Consider the following 19932-nt stretch of genomic DNA (forward strand, 5'->3'; position numbering starts at 1 on the left):
TGCCTTGGAAGAAATTAGAGGCTAATCCTAAAATGTTGTATAGTTTTTTCAATTAACAATTAATAAAACTTATTTTTCAAATGTAAAAAGCGGGGCAATTAAAAGCCCCGCTAGGATGGAAATTGGATTTTTATATTATTCTAACGCCTTTTAAGAAAATATGAGTTGTTATTGCGTTAGTATCGTATGGACTGTTATCAAAAGCAACAATATTTGGAATTCCTTCAGCCCTAAGTGTCCCGAGGTTTTCTTTTCCAATGATTTTTGCAGGATTAAGAGTTATAGTTTTTAAGGCATCGACTTCGTTAAGTCCTTCTTTTACAAGAAGCCCTGCATTTAACCTGAGATACTTGCTCGGGAACATGGGATGTCCCGTCGTAAGTGCAGTTAAGATGCCTTCATTGATTAGTTCAATAGGTACATTTGGAGAAAGTCCTTTGAGTTCAATTGACCAACGTGGGAACATTACCGGTCCATAAATGACAGGAACATTATTTTCCTTAATTAAATTTTTAACTAAATTTGATTGAATACCATAAAGGATTGCCGATTTCAAATTAAACTCCTTAGCAATTCTCAGGGATGTCGCAATATCATCTGCTCTAAAACTTGCGAATATTGCAAGATCATTTTGAGAAATTAAATCTTGTAAAGCTTCATATGCAAGATTAAGTTCTTTGTGTTCATTCTTGTATTCAATTGCTTTATAAAGTGTATCTCTTATAACATATGCAATACCCATTCTTGTTGATGGAGTTTTGTTTTTGGATCCGTAAATAGATTTTGGTTCAGAATTAATTGAAAATTTAACTCCCAAAGGATTCTGAATTAGCATATCAAGAACATGCTTACCCTTGTTGTAAATAAGAGCTCCACGACCACCTATTGGATTTGCATTTCCTGGAAGTACCAAGCTTATAAGCGTTCCACCTCTAATCGCCTTCTCAAATGCTTCATCGTATGGATTTATACCATCAAGAGTTAATAATTCTGGTGTAACAGGATTGGTTGCCTCATCCAAATCATCGCCTTCTATTTTGCCAAGGGATTCTTCTTTTAGCCCAATTCCTGAGCCAAGGTCTATAATTGGGGGCATTACAAAATTTGCAGTATAGGTTTCTTTGGCAGATTCGTTTATGTCATCTCCAATGTGATAAATTTTATTTTCGTCAAAAAGAATTACTCTATCCTCTAAAATTTCTTCACCAGTGAAAAGCTTCTTTGCATAGAGTTTATACATATTTTCCTCCTTCAATTATCACATTTCCTTCCAAAATAACTGTATTCGCCTTAGAAGTTACTGAAAAGGGATTTTTATCAAACATAACAAGATTTGCGATTTTTCCTTCTTCGATGCTTCCATAATCGTTATCAATCTTTAAAATTTGTGCTGGATTTATTGTAATAAGTCGAAGCGTTTCATCAAATCCTAGCCCACCCTCGTATGCAACGAGTCCTGCCTGAATTAGCGCAAAACCAATAGAAACAACTGGATGATCAGTCATAAGAGCGACTTTTACTCCTGCATCAACCAGTTTTTTAGGATTTTCAAAGGAGTTTGGTTTAGTTTCAACCTTCGGAGAAACATCAAGGATAGGTCCTAAGATTACAGGGATATTTTCCTTAGCAAGGAAATCTCTAATTTTTGCAGAATCTGTTCCGTGTTCAATTACAACATCAAGACCAAATTCATGCTTTGCTATTCTTACTGCTGTAACAATATCATCTGCTCTATGAGAGTGGATTCTAAGCGGTATTTGATGATCAAAGACGAGATAAAGGCTTTCCATGTTTAAATCAAAGTCAACTTTCTCACCTCTCTTTTTCTTTTCGTAATAACTTTTGCCCTTGAAAAGTGTTTCTCGAAATACTTTAGCAGTTCCCATTCGTGTTGTAGGTAGTTGATTTTTAGAAGAGTAAACTCTTTTTGGATTCTCGCCAAAAGCGCATTTAAGACCAGCAGGGTTTCTAATTACCATTTCATCAACAATCTTACCATAGGTTTTCATAACTACACTCAAGCCACCAATTACATTTCCTGAACCTGCTCCAGTAAATACAATTTCGAAACCTGTTTCAAAGGCCTCCTGAAACGCAGGATCATATGGGTTAATAGAATCGATAGCTCTAAGTCCAGGAGTTGCAGGATTAGTCATTTCATTACCATCTTCATCCATCTCTGTTCCTTCAAGAGAAAATGTGCCGAGGTGAGTGTGAGCATCAATAAACGAAGGAAAAATCAATTTCCCTTGTGCGTCTAAAACTTTTGTGTTTGTTTCGTCCACATCAATTTTTTCAGAACTAACTCTTTTAATTCTATTACCTTCAATTAGGATGTTTCCGTTCTCAAGAACACCCTGTGTGACAGTGTAAACTTTAGCATTTTTAATTAAAAGCATTTTTCGCCTCCTTCCTTTGCTATTTTACTCCATAATAATGATTTTAAAAAGTTTTCTATATTAAAATAAAATGATAAAATTATTAAATTATAAGTTAGTTTTAGGAGGTAAAATTGTATCCCAAAATAGTAATTGAACATTTTATGAAGCCAAGGAATGTTGGCACAATTAAAAACGCAACTGCGATAGGTTACTCGGAAACTCAGGGTGGCGGTAAGGCTGTAATTTATTTGCTTATCGAAAATGGATTAATAAAGGATTTTAAATATCAGGTTGATGGTTGTCCTTTTGCAATAGCAAGCGCATCAATTCTGTCTGAAAATTTTAAAGGAAACAAAATTGAAGAAATTAATCGTCTTAACACAAACTATTTCTTAATGTTCTTTGATATTCCGGAAGACAAAGTGAAGTGTATAGAACTTGTTGTTAATGCTTTTAACGATGCTTTAAGTAAAGTTAAGGATAAATAGATTTACCAGCAAGAAAGATTTTTAATTCTTGATTTTTAAGCACTACACTTACATTACCAGTTACTAAATTGAAATCTTGTGGAAGTATTTCGCAATTTTGAAAGTTCAGGATAAGATACTCTTTATTTACTGATTGGTTAGCATAGAATTTTTTTATTAAGATCTTCTTTTCTTGAAGCTCGTTAATTTGAGCTCCTTCTTTAATCGTCGGATTTTTAAGAAGAAAAATTGCATCTATGTAGTTAATACCGCTCCTTTTGACAAAACTATAAAGAGTATTTGGTGAATATGTTTCTGAATTTTTAATAATTAGAAGATTTCTTCCTTGATCTTTTAAAAGAATTAATTGGGAGTTTTGGAAATTTTCAATTATGAAATCAGTTGTATGTGCATTAAGAGTTACAAAGAAAATTAACAAAAATAAAAGGGTTAATACAACTAATCCCTTCTTTCGAGCATGAGCTTTGCTAAAAAAGAAAAATGTTGCAAACAATATAAACGATTCTAGAAAAAAGAATTGCTTAGAATTCAGAGTTCCAAAAATTGAAGAAACTCGTAGTTTAGAAGTGACATCAACAACAAAAATTAAAAAGCCATACAAAGCATTAATAAATGGAGATAAAATTGAAGCTACTTTTAGCGAGGCAAGAGAGACTAAAGTATACATTAAACCTATCGGAAGAAGAAAACTTATGTATGGGATTACAAAAAGATTTAGTGGAATGGAAATGATTGGTATAGTATTAAAGAAAAACAAGACTAATGGAGCTTCATATAGATTTACAAAGAAAGAAGTGTTTAATAAGTTGAGAATTTTTTGCTTAAAATCGAAATTTAAAGCTGTAATAATGCCAAGTATAGCAAGGCAAGATAAATAGAAACTTATAGATATAATTGATTCTGGAAAAACAGCCAGGATGAATGCCATTGCTACAAGAAGTGAGTTCAGAAGATTTTTTCCTCTGCCAAGATAGTTTCCTAAAGCCATAATTGTAAGCATTAAAAAAGCTCTTATTGCAGAAAATTTGAGTCCAATGAAAACTATAAATAAAAAAGTAAAAAGTATTGAAATGATTGGCGCAAAAGGATTTAGAAGTTTGAAAATTGACATGAAAAACAAATAAATTACCCCTATGTGAAGTCCTGAAATTGCAAATATATGAGCTGTACCAGTTAATTCAAAACTTTCCTTCGTCTCATTCTCCAATGTATTAATTCCAACAAGCGTTGAAATAAGCAAATTGCCTTGCTCGCTTTTTAGAGTAGTCCTAATATTATTGATAACTTTCGTTCGCAAATTTGTCAAAAAAGTATAAAATTTTGATTTTCTAAATATTTTTATCCTATTGGGATAAAATGTTAACGTATTTTGATAATAGATCAATTTTGTATCACTTTTAGTTATTTTTCCATTAATTTGTATTATCGAATTTTTCGGAGGAGGAATTTCTTTGGAGTAGACTTTAATTACAATGTCACTCCTGTGGCCATTGATAGAAGATACATTTAAATAGTAAATGTAGTTTTCTCCACTAATTTCATAAAAGTCTTTTACAGATCCGCTAATTTCTACATTTGTATTTGCAACTGGAACGTAGTTTATTGTGTTAAAAACTTTTTTAAAAGTAAATGCACCATTTATAATTGTTAATAGAAAGATAAAAATTAGACCTAAACGAAAATTTTTCTTCGAAATAATTAGGACTAAAAAGAAACTTAAAATTAGAACAAAAGCAATAAAATAATTTTTGATCTCAAAAGTTATGGATATGCCTAAACCTAAGAGAGTTGTTAACAGGACAAGAAAGGAGAGCATTATACGGTAATTAGATCTTTAATTTTCTCGAAGGTCTTCTCTCCAATTCCTGAAACGTTCACAATATCATGTATGCTTTTGAATGGACCATTCTTTGTTCTGTAATCTATTATGGCATTGGCTTTTACTTCCCCAATTCCTGGCAATGTCATCAATTCTTCCTTTGTTGCACTGTTTATATTTATTTTGCCAGTTTTAGCATTTGACGCCGAAACAGTTGAATTACTTGTTGAGTTTTCTTTTGCTGGAACTATTACTTCTTCACCATCTGTAAGTTTCTTTGCAAGATTAATAGATATTAGGTCTGCATTTTCAGTTACTCCACCTGCAAGAGTAATAGCATCTTTTATAATTGAATTTTCTTCGAGTTCATATACATCCGGATGTTTAACTTCGCCTGTAACATAAACTTTTATCTTTTGTGGAGAAAGTTCTTGAGTGTTTTGGATATCTAAAGTTTGAGTTTGTTCTTTATTGCTTACCAAGTATGTTTTTCCTATATACATACCTATTCCAAGAGCAATAAACACGAGCAAAATTAAAATGACAATTAATTTCTTGTTGTCAATTGAATCCATAATTTACCTCTGACATTTTGGACAGAAGTAAGATGTTCTTCCGCCAATTTTTATTGTTTCTATTTGAGTACCACAAACTGGACACTTTTCTCCTTCTTTCTTGTGGACAGAAAAGTGTTTATGGAAAACTCCTTTTGTTCCATCAAGATGGACGAACGACAATTCGCTTGCACCACCAAACTTCTTTGACTTTTCTAAAATTTTAAAAATATTTTTATAGATAATTTCTACTTCGGCGAAGGATAAATCTTTTGCCTTTCTTTTAGGGTGTATTTTTGATTCAAAAAGGATTTCGTCCGAGTAAGCATTTCCAAGACCTGCAATAATACTTTGGTCAAGAAGAATATCTTTTATGGTTTTGTTTTTATTTTCTTCCACTATTTCTTTGAATTTTTCTACTGTAAATTTTTCATCAAGTACGTCTATTCCAAGTTCTTTTAACTCTTCTAAATCCTCTATTCTCTTTCCTTTGTGAAAATGAATAAAGCCATTTGACATAATGCCGAAAATTCCGAGAGATCTTTCATCATCAAACTTTAGATATGCCTGAGTTTTCTCTTTTTCAGATTCTTCTATTAATCGCATATAGCCTGTGAGAAGAAAATGAATAAGCAGATACTTATCGTTTGAAAATTTTAGAATTAAAATTTTTCCATGTCTTTTTACATCCTCAAGTAATTCTCCGGTTAGCTCTTTCTCAAACTCTTTTTTCTTTATATTTGCAATCTTTTCATTTCTTAAAATTGCCTCTACCACTCTCTTTCCGAGAAAAGCAGAGGCAATTTCATCTTTTAAAAAATTTACTTCTATAATTTCTGGCATATTACTTTAGGAATTTCTTGAAAACTCCTAATCCTGCAAATTGAGCAGCTTCACCTAATTCTTCCTCGATTCTAATTAGTTCGTTATACTTTTCTACTCTTTCTATTCTTGCGGGTGCACCACTTTTAATCTGTCCAGTATTCATACCCACAACAAGATGTGAGATAAAAGCATCAGACGTCTCCCCTGACCTATGAGATACAATTGCATTAAATCCGTTGAATTTTGCAAACTGGATAACTTTTAACGTCTCAGAAAGGGTTCCAATTTGATTTAATTTAATAAGAATAGAATTACTAGCACTTATTTCAACGCCTTTGGAAAATCTTTCTATATTTGTAACATACAAGTCGTCACCTATAATCTGTATCTTTTTACCAAGCCTATTTGTAAGCTCTACCCAGCCTTCCCAGTCTTCTTCGGCAAGTCCATCTTCAATAGAAATTATTGGAAATTTGCTCAAAAGACTTTCGTAAAAATCTACCATTTCTTTTGAGGTTAATTTTGCACCTTCAAAGTGATAATATCCATCTTTGAAGAATTCGGAAGAAGCCGCATCAATACCAAGAAAAATATCTTTTCCTGCTATGTAGTTTGCATTAGTTATTGCTTCAACTATTAAGCTCAATGCTTCCTCTGTATTTTTAACCTTAGGGGCAAAACCACCTTCATCTCCAATTCCAACAGAGTAGCCTTTCTCTTTAAGAATTTTTTCGAGGCTTCTATAAACTTCTGCACCTGCTCTTATCGCTTCTTTAAATGAAGTAAAATTGGCAGGTAAAATAAGAAATTCCTGTATATCAAGCCCAGAATCTGCATGAGCTCCACCGTTTAAAATGTTCAATTGTGGGACGGGCAGAAGATTCGCATTTATTCCACCTAAATATTGGTACAATGATACACCAAGTTCATTTGCCTGTGCTCTTGCAACTGCAAGAGATACGCTTAAGATTGCATTAGCTCCAAGTTTGCCTTTATTTGGTGTACCATCTAACTCGATCATGGTTTTATCGATAAGATACTGATCTGATGCTTCCATACCAATTATGTTTTCGGCTATAATTTCATTCACATTTTTTACTGCATTCAGAACACCTTTGCCGTTGAACCTTGACTTATCACCATCTCTTAGTTCAATTGCTTCAAATTTTCCTGTTGATTTTCCAGATGGTACTGCTGCAACTCCTACAGCGCCACTTTCAAGCACGATTTCAGTTTCAACTGTAGGGTTTCCTCTTGAGTCTAAAATTTCTCTTGCTTTCACAAAAACAATTTCACTCATTTGAACCTCCTAAACTTTATTTGTATTCCTTTCTTTCTTTAATTGCCATTGAAAGTGTTAAAGTATCTGCAAGTCCTATTTCTGCTTCTTTCGGTAAACCAACTGCAATCCGAGTAATTCTAATATTCATTTTAATAGAATTGATAAGTTTTGCAATATATGTTGCAGTCATATCACCACTGAAATCAGGATTTGTCGCAAGAATAATTTCTTTAATTTCTGTACTTTTTATTCTATCAAGCAGTTCTTTTAACTTTATTTGTTCGGGACCTCTATGGTTTATTGGATCAATATCTCCATGAAGTACATGATAAACTCCCTTATAAGAGCCAGTTTTTTCAATTGCAAGCAAATCACTTACTTCCTCGACGACGCAAATTACAGACTTTTCCCTCGATTCATCACTACATATCTCGCAAATTTCCTTGTCTGTAAGGTTAAAACAGATGGGACACAAATGCAAGTTGGCTCTTGCATCGTTTATGGTTTCTATAAACTTTTTTATTTCCTGTTCGTCTTGAGATAATAGATAAAGGGCTATTCTTTCGGCTGTTTTAGGTCCGATAGAAGGCAATTTTTCAATTTCTTCAATCAGAGATTTTAGTTTACTATTAGTTGATTCCATTTGGAAAATTAGGTAACAACCCCCCCAATGCACCTAAAGAAGCAAACTTCTCCTGCGCAATTAATTTTGCTTTGTTCTGTGCATCTTTTATAGCAACTACTATGAGGTCTTCGAGCATTTCTTTATCTAAATCTGTGAAGTTTTCTTGTAAAATTTCAATAGAAATAACCTCTAACTTTCCATTAACTTTAGCTTTAACCATATTCTGTGCAGTTGCTTCAATTTCCATTTGTTCAAGTTCTGCATTTATTTGTTCAAGTTTTTTCTGTAGTTCTTGTGCTTGTCTTAAAATTTCATTAAAATTTCTCATTTTTTGTCCTCCTTAATATCTACTATTGTCCCTTCAAAAAGTTCTAATATTTCTTTTATTTCTTTTTTGTTCTCAATTTCTTTAATTTTTTCCTCTTTTGTTATTTTTGGTTCTATTTTTGGCTCAAGGTAAGTTACTTTAAAAGTCTTACCAGTAATTTTCTTTAGAATCTCTTCTAAAATTTCAATGTTTTCCCTTGTCTTTAGAACATTCAAAGCAAATGGTTTATCAGGCAGTATTTCTATTATTCCGTCTTTTACTGAAACGGGAGTTGCTTTTGATAGCAAAGTTCCAGCAGGAATATTTCTTTGTTTTACCTCATTAATGATTGTTTCCCACAGTAATTTTATTCGTTCAATATCGAGATTCTGCTCTATTATGGTCGGTTCTTCTTTAACTAATTCCTTTTTTTGAACTAACAAATTCTCACTAATATTTTCTTCAACAGTAGATTCTATTACAGCTTTTGATTCTATTTTTTGCTTTATTTCTAAAGTTTCTTCCAAAATTCCTAAATTATCAAGGAAGTCAACGAGCATTGCAAAGTAAACATCCTTATAAAATTTTACTTTGTTAGAAATATCTAAGAGGATTTTCGAAATTTCAATAAGTTTTTTCAAAGATGTAAATTTTAGTAGTTCTTTCATTTCAGAGACAATAGCTGCATCTCTTTTATATTCGATACTTTCGCTATTTCCTAGCTTCATAATCAGTAAATCTTCAAAAAACTCGCTTAGCTCATTTATGAATGTTTTGGGGTCTTTTCCGTTTACTTCAATTTGGCGAATTCCTTCAAAAATTGAATCAACTTTACCCTGAATTAGCGCGCTTGAAAAGTTGAGAATAAATTTCTCATCAGGTATGTCAAGAAGATTCCTTACAGTGCTTTCATCAATTAGATCAGAAACTGTTATTACTTGTTCAAGTAAACTCAGAGCATTTCTTAAAGATCCGGATGAAACTCTTGCAATTAGCTCTGCTGCCGCATCACTTATTTGTGCTCCTTCTAATTTTGTTATTTCCTTTATTTTATTACTTAAACCTTGAATACTTATAGGTTTAAAATATAACCTTTCACATCTTGAGATAATTGTTGGAGGGATTTTATCAGCTTCGGTTGTTGCAAGGATGAATACTACATTTTGTGGAGGTTCTTCGAGTGTTTTTAATAGAGCATTAAATGCTTGCGGAGTAAGCATATGTGCTTCGTCGATTATATACACTTTGTATTTTGAGCTTACCGGAACATACTGTACGTGTTCTTTAAGACTTCTAATCTCGTCAATTCCTCTATTTGAAGCAGCATCTATTTCAATGACATCAAGGCTTGTTCCGTTTGCAATTGAAACACAGTTATCACATTTAAGACACGGTGTGTCAGTTGGACCATTCACGCAATTGAGTCCCTTTGCAAAAATCCTTGCAATAGTAGTCTTACCAGAGCCTTTCGGCCCTGCAAAGAGATAGGCATGCGATATTTTCTTTTGCTTTAATTCAGCTTTTAGAACTTTTACAACAGAATTCTGTTCTACTACTTCATCAAATGTCTGAGGTCTATATTTCCTATAAAGCGCAATGTAATCCATATTAACATTATAACATTAAAATTACGGTTTTCAAACTAAATTATCACTAAATTATCCTTGATTAAAAGTAACAAATTTATAAAATATGGAAGAGGTGATAAATATGGAAGAAATTTCAAAAGATTATTTACGCAGTATTATTGACCACACGCTTTTGAAACCTGATGCAACTCCAAAGGATATTGAAAAGTTATGCAAGGAAGCAATTGAAAACAACTTCTTTGCAGTTTGCGTTAATTCTTCGTATGTAGAATTAGTAAAGAGTTTTTTAAGTGGGAGTAGTATAAAGATTGCTTCAGTAGTCGGGTTTCCTCTTGGTGCTTCTTCAACATACGCAAAGGTAGCAGAAACTGAAAAAGCAATAAAAGATGGCGCAGATGAAATAGATATGGTAATTCACATTGGTCTTTTAAAAGCAAAAGAATATGCAAAAGTTGAAAATGATATACGAGAAGTAGTCAAGGCGGCCTCTAATAGGATTGTAAAAGTAATAATTGAAACATGTCTTCTTACTCAGGAAGAGAAAATTATTGCTTCAACACTTTCTGTATCTGCAGGTGCGAATTTTGTAAAAACCTCAACAGGATTTAGCACAGCTGGAGCAACTGTTGAGGATATACAACTTATAAGGTCTGTAGTTCCAAGTTATATTGGGGTTAAAGCATCGGGGGGTATTAGAGATTACGAAACAGCGGTAAAAATGGTTAAGGCTGGTGCAACAAGAATAGGTGCAAGCAAGAGTGTTGAAATAGTCTCTTAATGGGTTACATAAACGTTTACGGACTTACAATCACTGCATTTCCTTCTAAAGATTCCGATAGGTATGTTGTAATACTTACTGATAGGCTTGGTAAGATCATTGTAAAATTTCGCTCAGTAAGAAGCTCAGCATCAAAACGTTCTGGGTATACTGGTTCATTTGTATACGAAAAATTGCAGTTATACAAAAAGGGAAATACATATATTGCAACAGAAATTGAGATGTTAAACGATTTTAGAAATACAAAAGAGGAATTTCCTAAGATGCTTATCCTTTTGTATCTGCAAGAGCTTCTAATTCTTTTACTTCCTTATGAAGAGGAAAACTTAAAAGTCTTAGAATTGACAATAGAAACCCTTCAATTTTTGAATTTGATTGATCAAGAATATTCGCAACTAGCGCTAATCTACTATATGTTTCATCTTCTCAGACTTCTTGGAAGCCCAATCAATTTTCCAAAAAAACAACCAAAAGCTATTTACTTCTCCATTGAAAATAACGGATTTAATGAAATTTCAGGCTTCCCTGTAGATAAAACGTTATATGAAGAAGCATTATATCTAAGTAAAATGGATCATCCCGAATTGATAAAACTTTCCAAAAGTAAAGATATAATATACTTGCTTAATTACTATATAATTCAAAAGTTTGAACTTGACGCTTACAAAAAATTTTTAGAGAATATAGAGAATATAAAGAATATAGAGAATATAAAGACTTTGTATGCGAGGTGATATATGTACTTTCAGGAGTTAATTTTTAAATTAGAGCATTTCTGGCAAAAGCAAGGATGTATAATTTTACCACCCTTCGATCAGGAAGTCGGAGCTGGAACCCTGAGTCCTTATACGTTTCTAAAAGTTTTGGGTAAAAAACCATGGAAAGTTGCATACGTTCAGCCATCAAGGCGACCTGCTGATGGACGCTATGGAGAGAATCCAAATAGACTTTACATGCATCATCAATTTCAAGTCATTATAAAGCCACCAATAGAAAACATAAAAGATATTTATCTTGAAAGTTTAAAGCATCTTGGTTTAAAACTTGCAAAGCATGAAATAAAATTCATAGAAGATAATTGGGAGACAGCGGTTCTTGGCGCTCAAGGAGTTGGCTGGGAGGTAAGACTCGATGGCCTTGAAATAACACAATTCACTTACTTTCAAATTGCAGCAGGTGTAGCTCTTGATCCAGTATCAGTTGAAATTACCTATGGTCTTGAGCGACTCGCAATGTTTTTACAGGATAAAGATAATGTTTTTGAAATTCAATGGAACGAAACTACAACTTATGGAGATTTGAGAAAACAGGAAGAAAGAGAGGAATGTATTTATTCTTTTGATGAAAGCGATCCAAATTTACTATTTGAACTTTTTGAAAAGTATGAGAAAGAGGCTGCAAGGATATTAGAAAAAGGTATTTTAACACCTGGCTATATGTATCTTTTGAAATGTTCGCATGCTTTTAATTTACTTGATGCGCGGGGAGTTATAAGTGCTTCCGAACGACAAAATATGATTGCGCGTATGAGACATCTTGCAGAGCTTTCAGCGAAAATAGTTTTAGAAAGAGAGGTAAAATATGAAGGACTTTCTCTTTGAGATATATACTGAAGAAATGCCTGCAAAACTTTTGAACGATATTTCTAAACAGTTAAAGGAATTGGCAGAAAGAAATTTTAGTTATACTAACATTAATCACGGAGAAATTCAAACATTTTCAACACCACGAAGGCTTGTACTTTTTGTTAAGGACGTTGAAGAGAAAGAAAGTGAGAGGGTAATAGAAATAAAAGGCCCGCCGTACAAAATTGCATACGATGAAAAAGGAACTCCAACTCAGGTTTTCAAAAAGTTCCTTGAGAGCAATGATTTGAAAGAAGATGAAATAATAATAAAAGAGATAAAGGATAATAAGTACATTTTCGGCTTTAAAAAGGTTCAAGGAAGAGATGCAAAAGAAATTCTTCCAGCAATTGTAATCGAATCTCTAAAAAATTTAGTTTTTCCTCGCGGAATGAGATGGAATAGTTCGAATGTTGTATTTTTACGGCCTATACGAAGCATCCTTGCACTTTTTGATAACGAGGTTATTGATTTAGAATATGCTGGAATTCACTCTTCAAATAAATCTTTTGGTTTCTATTTTGATTCTCCACTTGAATTTATATGTAAAAATACACAAGATTACTTTAAGAAAGTTAGAGAACGTTATGTCATCCTTGACTACAAGGAAAGAGAAACCTTAGTAAAAAAAGACCTTGAGAAACTTGCTTCTTCTGTTGAAGGAAGAGTAAAATATGAAAACGAATTTTTAGAAGAAGTTGTAAATTTAACAGAATTTCCGACACCATTCCTCTGTGAATTAAAGCTTGGTAAATTTGATATTCCAGATTGTATCGTAGAAAGTGTTATAAAGGACCATCTGAAGTCATTTCCAATTTATTCCAAAGATCTAACAAAAGTTTTGCCTTTCTTTGTAGGAGTTAGAAATGGTATTTCTGACTTTATTGAAAATGTCAGAAAAGGCTATGAAAAAGTTGCAATGGCTAGGCTTTATGATGGTGCATTTTTCTTTGAGGAAGACAAAAAAGAAAAACTTGAATTCAGAGTTCCGAAACTAAAAGATATTATTTTTATAAGTGGTTTGGGAACGTTGTTTGATAAAACACAACGACTTGTTAAAATTTCAGAATATTTAAGCGAGGTTCTTGAATTAGATGCAAAAAGTAGAGATCTTTTAAAAAGGGCATCTCTTCTTTCTAAGGCTGATATAACTACTCAAGTTGTAAAAGAGTTTCCAGAATTGCAGGGAACTATGGGTGGTATTTACGCAAGGATTCAAGGAGAACCTGAAGAAGTTGCCTTAGCTATTTCAGAGCAATATCTTCCAAGATTTTCTCATGACGAAGTTCCCAAAACTAGGCTTGGAAAATATTTGAGTATCATAGATAAGCTCGATACGTTAGTATTGAGCGTTGGGAAAGGTTTTGAATTTACGAGTTCTAAAGACCCGCTTGGTTTAAGAAGAAGTGCACTTCAAATTGTAGAAGTAGTTTTTACCCTTGAAGAAAATGTCTTTCCAATATCTAATTTAATTAATTTTATAATTGGACTAGATTCGTTTACAAGAAATATCCAAGAAATTCTTCAGGATGTATTGAATCTTTTGCGAGAGAGAGCAAATTATTTGATAAGGTCTAACAACATAAGTTACGACAGCGCAAATGCAGTTACAGCACTTCCAATTGATTTAATGCCGACTTTCTTGGACAGAGCAAAAACTTTGGAGAAGTACTCTAAGGATGAGAAATTTAAAGAAATTGTAGTCGTTCATAAAAGGATAAGAAATATCTTGCAGAAAACAAACATTGAGAGTGATCTTGTGTCTTATGACCTTTTACTTGAAGATGCTGAGAAAGAGTTATTTACAGTTACAAGTGAAAGCGAAAAACTTTTAAAGGAGATGCTTAAATCGAGAGATTACGATGCAATAATTCATCTCTTATATCTGTATGTTCCAAGTGTAAATAAGTTTTTTGATAAAGTCCTCGTTATGGAAAAAGATGAGAGAATAAGAAATAACAGGCTTGCACAACTTATGAAAGTTTTGAAACTTTTCGAAAGTTTTGCTATGTTTTCTGAAGTTGTAATTGAAAAATAGTAATTTTACTTAATTTGTGGTAAAATATATAACTGTGAAATTAAATTTTAAGACGGAGGTAATTATGGCAAAATGGGTTTATGATTTCGAAGAAGGCAGTGAACAAATGAGAAATCTACTTGGTGGCAAAGGCGCTGGACTTGCTGAAATGACGCGAATTGGTTTACCGGTGCCACCAGGATTTACAATTACCACAGAGGCATGTAAAGACTATCAAAAACGGGGCTACATAAGCGAAGAAATTAAACAGGAAACCTTAGAGCACTTAAAAAGATTAGAACAAAAAACTGGTAAAAAATTTGGTGACCCAGAGAATCCTCTTCTTGTTTCTGTTAGATCAGGCGCTCCTGTTTCCATGCCAGGAATGATGGATACAATTCTTAACCTTGGCTTAAATGACGAAGCAGTTGAAGGCTTAAAAAAATTGACACAAAATGGAAGATTTGCTTATGATAGTTATCGTAGATTTATCCAGATGTTTGGTGATGTAGTAATGGGTGTCCCTCATGAAGAATTCGAGAAAATACTTACCTATCACAAAGATAAAAATGGTTTTAACAGCGACGTAGAACTTACTGAAGAAGTCTTAAAAGAAGTCATTGCAGACTACAAAAAACTCTACAAAGAACATACAGGTAAGGATTTTCCTCAAGATCCAATGGAACAACTCTTTCTTGCAATTGAAGCAGTGTTTAAATCTTGGAATAACCCACGCGCAATAACTTACAGAATGCTCAATAAAATTTCTGATGATTTAGGAACTGCAGTAAACATAGTTATGATGGTCTTTGGAAACATGGGAAATGACTCAGCAACTGGTGTTGCTTTTACAAGAAATCCTTCCACTGGCGAGAAAAAATTGTATGGCGAGTATCTTGTAAATGCTCAAGGTGAGGACGTTGTTGCTGGAATAAGGACTCCAAAGCAGATTGATGAACTTGCAAATGAAATGCCTGAAGCCTACAAAGAACTCTTGAGAGTTGCAGATATTCTTGAACATCATTATCGAGATATGCAGGATATGGAATTTACAATTGAACGAGGAAAACTATATATGCTTCAAACACGTTCTGGTAAGAGAACTGCTCGTGCAGCTGTAAAGATTGCAGTTGATATGGTAAAAGAAAGCCTTATTACAAAAGAAGAGGCAGTTTTAAGAGTATCAACTGATCAAATTGACCAGCTTTTACACAAGATGATAGATCCAAAAGCTGAAGTTAGAGTTATTGCAAAAGGCTTGCCAGCATCTCCTGGTGCAGCATCTGGGAAAGTTGTTTTTGATGTAAAGGAAGCGGCGTCAAGAGGAAAGGCAGGAGAACCTGTAATCCTTGTAAGACCAGAAACTACCCCAGAAGATCTTGAAGGAATGGCTCATTCTCAAGGTATTTTAACGACTCGTGGTGGAATGACTGCGCATGCTGCAGTAGTTGCTAGAGGAATGGGAATTCCGTGCATAGTAGGAGCTGAATCAATAAAACTTGATTTAGAAAATAAAACTTTTACTGTAAATGGTGTTACAGTAAAAGAGAATGATGTCATTACTATCGATGGAACTACAGGAAATGTAATTTTAGGCGAGGTTCCAATGGTTGAACCTGAACTTTCCGGTGAATTTGAAGAATTTTTAAAAATTGCCGACGAATTAAGGAAACTTGGAGTAAAAGCCAATGCTAATACACCCGATGAAGCAAGGAGAGCAAGAAGTTATGGAGCAGAAGGTATTGGGCTTTGTAGAACCGAAAGAATGTTCTTACAACCAGATAGACTTCCAATAATGCAAGATATGATAATTGCAGAGACCGCAGAAGAAAGAAGAGAACATCTAAGTAAACTTGAACCTCTTCAGAAGAAAGACTTTTACGAAATACTCAAAGAGATGGATGGTTTTCCAGTAATAATAAGATTACTCGACCCACCTCTTCATGAGTTCTTACCGCAAAAAGAAAGACTTGAAAAGGAAATCGAAGAATTGAGAAGTACAAATAGTAATCCGGAGCTCCTTCAAAAGAAAGAGCGTCAATTAAAGAGGTCAAAGGAACTTGCTGAGTTTAACCCTATGATTGGATTCAGAGGCTGTCGTGTGGGAATAATATATCCTGAAATTTATGAAATGCAAACACAAGCGATTGTAGATGCTTGCGTGCAGTTGAAAAAAGAAGGCTTTAATCCGAAACCAAAGATAATGTTACCCCTGATTGGACATGTCAACGAAATGAAAATTTTGCGTGAGAAAGTTGAAAAAATTGTAAAAGATAAGCTTGCTGAAGCTGGAATGGATGTCAAAATTGAAATTGGTACTATGGTAGAAGTTCCAAGAGCAGCACTTACTGCTGATCAGATAGCGCAATATGCAGATTTCTTCTCCTATGGAACAAACGATTTGACACAAACTACCTTTGCATATAGTAGAGATGATGCAGAAGGAACATTCTTGCCATATTATCTTGATCATAAGATTTTAGAGAAAGATCCCTTCATGACTATCGATAGAGATGGTGTCGGTAAACTTGTAAGAATTGGTGTTGTCTTAGGGCGACATACAAACCCCTCGCTTGAAATTGGAGTTTGTGGAGAACATGGTGGAGATCCGGAATCAATAGAGTTTTTCCACTATGCAGGACTTGATTATGTAAGTTGCTCGCCGTTTAGAGTTCCTATTGCAAGACTCGCAGCAGCTCAGGTCGCAGTTAAAGAAAAAGGAAAATCAGTTTTTATAGATAAGTGATAAGAGAAGAATACGAAGAATTAGAAGAAAAACTGCTCTCTCCAGTTGCTTGCCTTAGTAAAAACTCACTGGGGAGAGCAGTCCCTGAAGAGAAAGATCCATATAGAACTGATTTTCAAAGAGATGTAGACAGAATAATTTATTCAAAGGCCTTTCGCCGTCTTCAATATAAAACACAAGTCTTCATTGCCCCCAAAGGAGATCATTATAGAAATAGATTAACTCATACTCTTGAAGTAATGGCTATCGCAAGATCAATATCAAGAGCACTTCGTTTGAATCCTGATTTAACAGAAGCAATTGCAGTTGGTCATGATCTAGGGCATGCTCCTTTTGGACATGCAGGCGAAGAAGTCCTGAACGAAAAAGTTAAAGAATATTTTCCTGATATGCAGTTTGTTCATACTGAGCAGAGCTTACGAGTAGTAGATTTACTTGAGAAACGTTTAAAATCTGATGGCACTGAAGTATTTGGCTTAAACTTGACCTATGAAGTTCGTGAAGGGATTGCAAAACATAGCAAAGGATTGAAAGATCTGAAAGATTTTTCTGAAGATCTTCTCCCTTCAACGCTTGAAGGGCAAGTTGTAAGACTTTCTGACAGAATTGCTTATCTTCATCATGATCTTGATGATGCAATACGAGCAAAAATTATAAAAGAAAGCGATGTTCCAAAATTAGTCAAAAAAATTTTGGGAGATAACAATAGCAAAAGACTTTCAACTATAATTTTAAATGTCATAGAAGAAAGCCGCGGTAAAGAGAAGATCGTGATTTCAAATGATGTTGAAGCTGCTATGGATGAGTGGAAAAATTTTCTTTCAGAAAAAGTGTATGTTGGATCTGAACCAAAGAAGGAGGAAGAAAAAGTAAAGATTATATTGAATTTTCTTTTTGATTATTACATGAAAAATATTGAAAAATTAAAGAATTATCTAACCTCACATCCTGTTATTCTTAAGCACAAAGATCCTGTAAGTTATCTACAACAGGATGAGCGAGAGAGGATTAGGATAATTGCGGATTATATTTCTTCAATGACTGACAGATTTGCAATAGAATTGGTCCAAAATATAATGTTTCCTAATCCAATTTCATAACTTATCTCTCTAATTACATAAAAATTTTATATCATAAGAGGAAATTGATATCAAATTTTCGTATTTATAGTTGATGAAAGACTTAAGAGAAATTATCGAAGAAATACATTCGAAAGTCGATATAGTTGATTTTATTGGTAAGTATGTAAAACTCAAAAAACAAGGCTCAAATTATGTGGGTTTATGCCCATTCCATCAGGAGAAGACCCCCTCTTTCGTAGTAAGTCCGACAAAGCAACTTTATCATTGTTTTGGATGTGGAGCAAGTGGCGATGTAGTTACATTTCTTATGAAAATTGAAAATATGTCTTTTAAAGACGCACTCAAACAACTTGCTGATATCGCACAAATTGATATCCCAACATATTTTCCAAAAGAAAATCTTGACAGAGAAATCCTTTATTCTATTAATGAAGAGACTAAAAATTATTTTGTTGAAAAATTAAAAGGAAAACCATATGAGTATCTTCTAAAACGTGGTCTAGATGATAAAAGTATAAGGTTTTATCAATTAGGATTTATAGATGATGACAATAAGGAAATATATGATTATCTTATTTCAAAAGGCTTCAAAAGAGAAGATATTTTAAAAACGGGAAATTTCAGGGTCGATAATTCTGGAAATATAGTTTCTTACTTTTATAACAGAATCATGATTCCGATCTTTGATTTAAGTGGTAAAATCATAGGTTTTAGTGGACGAAGTTTTGCCAATCAAGAACCTAAATACTTAAATTCTGTTGATTCACCATTATTCAAAAAAGGCGAGACTCTTTATCTAATGAATTTTTCAAAAGATTACATAAGAGAAAAAAATGAAGCAATTATTGTTGAAGGATATTTTGATGCGATTATTCTTTTTGAAAACGGAATAAAAAATGTAGTTTCAACGATGGGAACTGCATTCACTGAGCAACATGCAAAAGTCATAAAAAGATTTGCATCGACAATTTATTTCTTTTTTGATAGTGATCTTGGTGGCAGAAATGGAGCTGAAAGAGCGATCGATGTTTGCTATAAGTTTGATTTGAAACCCTTGATTGTTACAAGTAATAATAGTCTTGACCCTGACGAAATTATTTTAAAAGATGGAACTGACACTGTTTTAAGTATGCTTAAAGATGCAAAAGATCCTGTGTTCTTTATTCTAGACTTTGAATTATCAAAAACTGATGGAAGTATTCAATCTAAAAACATAGCAATTCAAAAGACAATTGAGACAATTTCTAAAATTGAAAGTAAAACACTTGTTTTTGAATATATTAAAGAAATATCTATTAAAAGTAAAATAGATGAAAGGTTCCTAATAGATGCTTATAATAAAATTATTGGGAAAAGTAGAAATATTATAAGTAAAGATTTAATTAGTCTTGCTCCAAAATTGCAGGATAGAATTTACCGGATTCAAGAGATATTCACTCAAGCAATTTTACAGAATTCACCACTAATAAATGAAATTTTGAATGTTTGTCCCTTAACTGAATTTCGAGACCCTTTTCGAAAGATTGTAGGCAAAGCACTCGAAGATATAGAAAATAAAAATCTTCCAGACCCCTCAAGCTGGCTTGAGCTTGATCAGGAAACGTACAATAAAGCCGTTGAACTTTACATGAGAGACGAATTTCTTGTAAGGGAAGAATCAATAAGGGAACATATTGAGTCTTATAAAGACATAAAAATCTATGAATCAAAACTAAACGAGTTGTATAATGAAATCCAAAACATCGAAGGCGAAGAAAAACTACAAAAAATAAGAGAATTTAATGCTCTTATTAAACAATATAAAGGAAGGTGAC

At 33.2% G+C, this 19932-nt stretch carries 17 protein-coding genes; 8 read left to right on the forward strand and 9 right to left on the reverse strand.

All coding sequences use genetic code 11. The features are described 5' to 3' along the window. Positions 1 to 130 precede the first annotated feature (130 nt). Complete coding sequence (locus ACP5SP_RS01940) at positions 131 to 1240, reverse strand: amidohydrolase (RefSeq protein WP_416084630.1); 1110 nt, start codon at positions 1238 to 1240, stop codon at positions 131 to 133. Beyond that, positions 1233 to 2399, reverse strand: coding sequence for an amidohydrolase family protein (locus ACP5SP_RS01945; RefSeq protein ID WP_424586720.1), 1167 nt, complete (start codon positions 2397 to 2399; stop codon positions 1233 to 1235). Before ACP5SP_RS01945 ends, ACP5SP_RS01940 begins: the two co-directional genes overlap by 8 nt. Before the next feature lie 113 nt (positions 2400 to 2512). On the opposite strand from ACP5SP_RS01945, the gene ACP5SP_RS01950 reads away from it, so the two are divergent. Then, positions 2513 to 2869 (forward strand): iron-sulfur cluster assembly scaffold protein, encoded by a 357-nt coding sequence (locus tag ACP5SP_RS01950; protein WP_416084628.1) that lies wholly within the window; start codon positions 2513 to 2515, stop codon positions 2867 to 2869. Here ACP5SP_RS01950 and ACP5SP_RS01955 read toward each other — a convergent pair. From ACP5SP_RS01955 to dnaX, 7 genes are read right to left on the reverse strand one after another with little or no spacing between them, the layout of a single operon-like run. Continuing rightward, complete coding sequence (locus ACP5SP_RS01955) at positions 2856 to 4685, reverse strand: ComEC/Rec2 family competence protein (protein WP_428075941.1); 1830 nt, start codon at positions 4683 to 4685, stop codon at positions 2856 to 2858. The two genes, ACP5SP_RS01950 and ACP5SP_RS01955, sit on opposite strands and share 14 nt — an antisense overlap. After that, positions 4685 to 5263: a helix-hairpin-helix domain-containing protein gene (locus ACP5SP_RS01960; RefSeq protein ID WP_424586718.1), complete on the reverse strand. Its 579-nt coding sequence runs from the start codon at positions 5261 to 5263 to the stop codon at positions 4685 to 4687. Before ACP5SP_RS01960 ends, ACP5SP_RS01955 begins: the two co-directional genes overlap by 1 nt. A 3-nt stretch (positions 5264 to 5266) precedes the next feature. Beyond that, positions 5267 to 6085: a bifunctional DNA-formamidopyrimidine glycosylase/DNA-(apurinic or apyrimidinic site) lyase gene (gene mutM / locus ACP5SP_RS01965; protein ID WP_428075943.1), complete on the reverse strand. Its 819-nt coding sequence runs from the start codon at positions 6083 to 6085 to the stop codon at positions 5267 to 5269. Position 6086: 1 nt separating this feature from the next. Further along, complete coding sequence (gene eno, locus ACP5SP_RS01970) at positions 6087 to 7367, reverse strand: phosphopyruvate hydratase (protein ID WP_416084624.1); 1281 nt, start codon at positions 7365 to 7367, stop codon at positions 6087 to 6089. Between the two features lie 16 nt (positions 7368 to 7383). Next, a complete protein-coding gene (gene recR, locus ACP5SP_RS01975; RefSeq protein ID WP_416084623.1) occupies positions 7384 to 7992 on the reverse strand; it encodes a recombination mediator RecR in 609 nt (202 codons plus the stop codon). Continuing rightward, the gene (locus ACP5SP_RS01980; protein WP_424586715.1) at positions 7979 to 8302 is read right to left on the reverse strand and encodes a YbaB/EbfC family nucleoid-associated protein; all 324 of its coding nucleotides are present in this window, start codon (positions 8300 to 8302) and stop codon (positions 7979 to 7981) included. Before ACP5SP_RS01980 ends, recR begins: the two co-directional genes overlap by 14 nt. Beyond that, positions 8299 to 9888 (reverse strand): DNA polymerase III subunit gamma/tau, encoded by a 1590-nt coding sequence (gene dnaX, locus ACP5SP_RS01985; RefSeq protein WP_428075945.1) that lies wholly within the window; start codon positions 9886 to 9888, stop codon positions 8299 to 8301. Before dnaX ends, ACP5SP_RS01980 begins: the two co-directional genes overlap by 4 nt. A 103-nt stretch (positions 9889 to 9991) precedes the next feature. On the opposite strand from dnaX, the gene deoC reads away from it, so the two are divergent. From deoC to dnaG, 7 genes are all read left to right on the forward strand, one after another. Further along, on the forward strand, positions 9992 to 10648 hold the full coding sequence (gene deoC / locus ACP5SP_RS01990; RefSeq protein WP_416084620.1) for a deoxyribose-phosphate aldolase: 657 nt from the start codon (positions 9992 to 9994) through the stop codon (positions 10646 to 10648). Further along, positions 10648 to 11382: a DNA repair protein RecO gene (recO, locus tag ACP5SP_RS01995; RefSeq protein WP_428075947.1), complete on the forward strand. Its 735-nt coding sequence runs from the start codon at positions 10648 to 10650 to the stop codon at positions 11380 to 11382. The genes deoC and recO overlap by 1 nt, the downstream gene beginning before the upstream one ends. Positions 11383 to 11385: 3 nt before the next feature. Beyond that, the gene (locus ACP5SP_RS02000; RefSeq protein ID WP_424586711.1) at positions 11386 to 12249 is read left to right on the forward strand and encodes a glycine--tRNA ligase subunit alpha; all 864 of its coding nucleotides are present in this window, start codon (positions 11386 to 11388) and stop codon (positions 12247 to 12249) included. Next, the gene (glyS, locus tag ACP5SP_RS02005) at positions 12230 to 14311 is read left to right on the forward strand and encodes a glycine--tRNA ligase subunit beta (RefSeq protein ID WP_428075949.1); all 2082 of its coding nucleotides are present in this window, start codon (positions 12230 to 12232) and stop codon (positions 14309 to 14311) included. Before ACP5SP_RS02000 ends, glyS begins: the two co-directional genes overlap by 20 nt. A gap of 64 nt (positions 14312 to 14375) precedes the next feature. Next, positions 14376 to 17036 carry a pyruvate, phosphate dikinase gene (gene ppdK, locus ACP5SP_RS02010; protein ID WP_428075951.1) on the forward strand — a complete coding sequence of 887 codons (2661 nt, stop codon included), beginning with the start codon at positions 14376 to 14378 and terminating at the stop codon, positions 17034 to 17036. Beyond that, positions 17033 to 18136, forward strand: coding sequence for a deoxyguanosinetriphosphate triphosphohydrolase (locus ACP5SP_RS02015; RefSeq protein WP_416084615.1), 1104 nt, complete (start codon positions 17033 to 17035; stop codon positions 18134 to 18136). The genes ppdK and ACP5SP_RS02015 overlap by 4 nt, the downstream gene beginning before the upstream one ends. Positions 18137 to 18209: 73 nt before the next feature. Then, on the forward strand, positions 18210 to 19931 hold the full coding sequence (dnaG, locus tag ACP5SP_RS02020; RefSeq protein ID WP_424586709.1) for a DNA primase: 1722 nt from the start codon (positions 18210 to 18212) through the stop codon (positions 19929 to 19931). Position 19932 lies beyond the last annotated feature (1 nt).

Origin of the sequence: Caldisericum sp., assembly GCF_049967455.1 — a bacterium.
In the GTDB taxonomy this organism is placed as follows: domain Bacteria; phylum Caldisericota; class Caldisericia; order Caldisericales; family Caldisericaceae; genus Caldisericum; species Caldisericum exile_A.

What these genes read in the sequence shown, in the direction of transcription:
- ACP5SP_RS01940 (WP_416084630.1), bottom strand. Translation starts at nt 1,240, where the DNA reads ATGTATAAACTCTATGCAAAGAAGCTTTTCACTGGTGAAGAAATTTTA.
- ACP5SP_RS01945 (WP_424586720.1), bottom strand. Translation starts at nt 2,399, where the DNA reads ATGCTTTTAATTAAAAATGCTAAAGTTTACACTGTCACACAGGGTGTT.
- ACP5SP_RS01955 (WP_428075941.1), bottom strand. Translation starts at nt 4,685, where the DNA reads ATGCTCTCCTTTCTTGTCCTGTTAACAACTCTCTTAGGTTTAGGCATA.
- ACP5SP_RS01960 (WP_424586718.1), bottom strand. Translation starts at nt 5,263, where the DNA reads ATGGATTCAATTGACAACAAGAAATTAATTGTCATTTTAATTTTGCTC.
- mutM (WP_428075943.1), bottom strand. Translation starts at nt 6,085, where the DNA reads ATGCCAGAAATTATAGAAGTAAATTTTTTAAAAGATGAAATTGCCTCT.
- eno (WP_416084624.1), bottom strand. Translation starts at nt 7,367, where the DNA reads ATGAGTGAAATTGTTTTTGTGAAAGCAAGAGAAATTTTAGACTCAAGA.
- recR (WP_416084623.1), bottom strand. Translation starts at nt 7,992, where the DNA reads ATGGAATCAACTAATAGTAAACTAAAATCTCTGATTGAAGAAATTGAA.
- ACP5SP_RS01980 (WP_424586715.1), bottom strand. Translation starts at nt 8,302, where the DNA reads ATGAGAAATTTTAATGAAATTTTAAGACAAGCACAAGAACTACAGAAA.
- dnaX (WP_428075945.1), bottom strand. Translation starts at nt 9,888, where the DNA reads ATGGATTACATTGCGCTTTATAGGAAATATAGACCTCAGACATTTGAT.
- deoC (WP_416084620.1), top strand. Translation starts at nt 9,992, where the DNA reads ATGGAAGAAATTTCAAAAGATTATTTACGCAGTATTATTGACCACACG.
- recO (WP_428075947.1), top strand. Translation starts at nt 10,648, where the DNA reads ATGGGTTACATAAACGTTTACGGACTTACAATCACTGCATTTCCTTCT.
- ACP5SP_RS02000 (WP_424586711.1), top strand. Translation starts at nt 11,386, where the DNA reads ATGTACTTTCAGGAGTTAATTTTTAAATTAGAGCATTTCTGGCAAAAG.
- glyS (WP_428075949.1), top strand. Translation starts at nt 12,230, where the DNA reads ATGAAGGACTTTCTCTTTGAGATATATACTGAAGAAATGCCTGCAAAA.
- ppdK (WP_428075951.1), top strand. Translation starts at nt 14,376, where the DNA reads ATGGCAAAATGGGTTTATGATTTCGAAGAAGGCAGTGAACAAATGAGA.
- dnaG (WP_424586709.1), top strand. Translation starts at nt 18,210, where the DNA reads ATGAAAGACTTAAGAGAAATTATCGAAGAAATACATTCGAAAGTCGAT.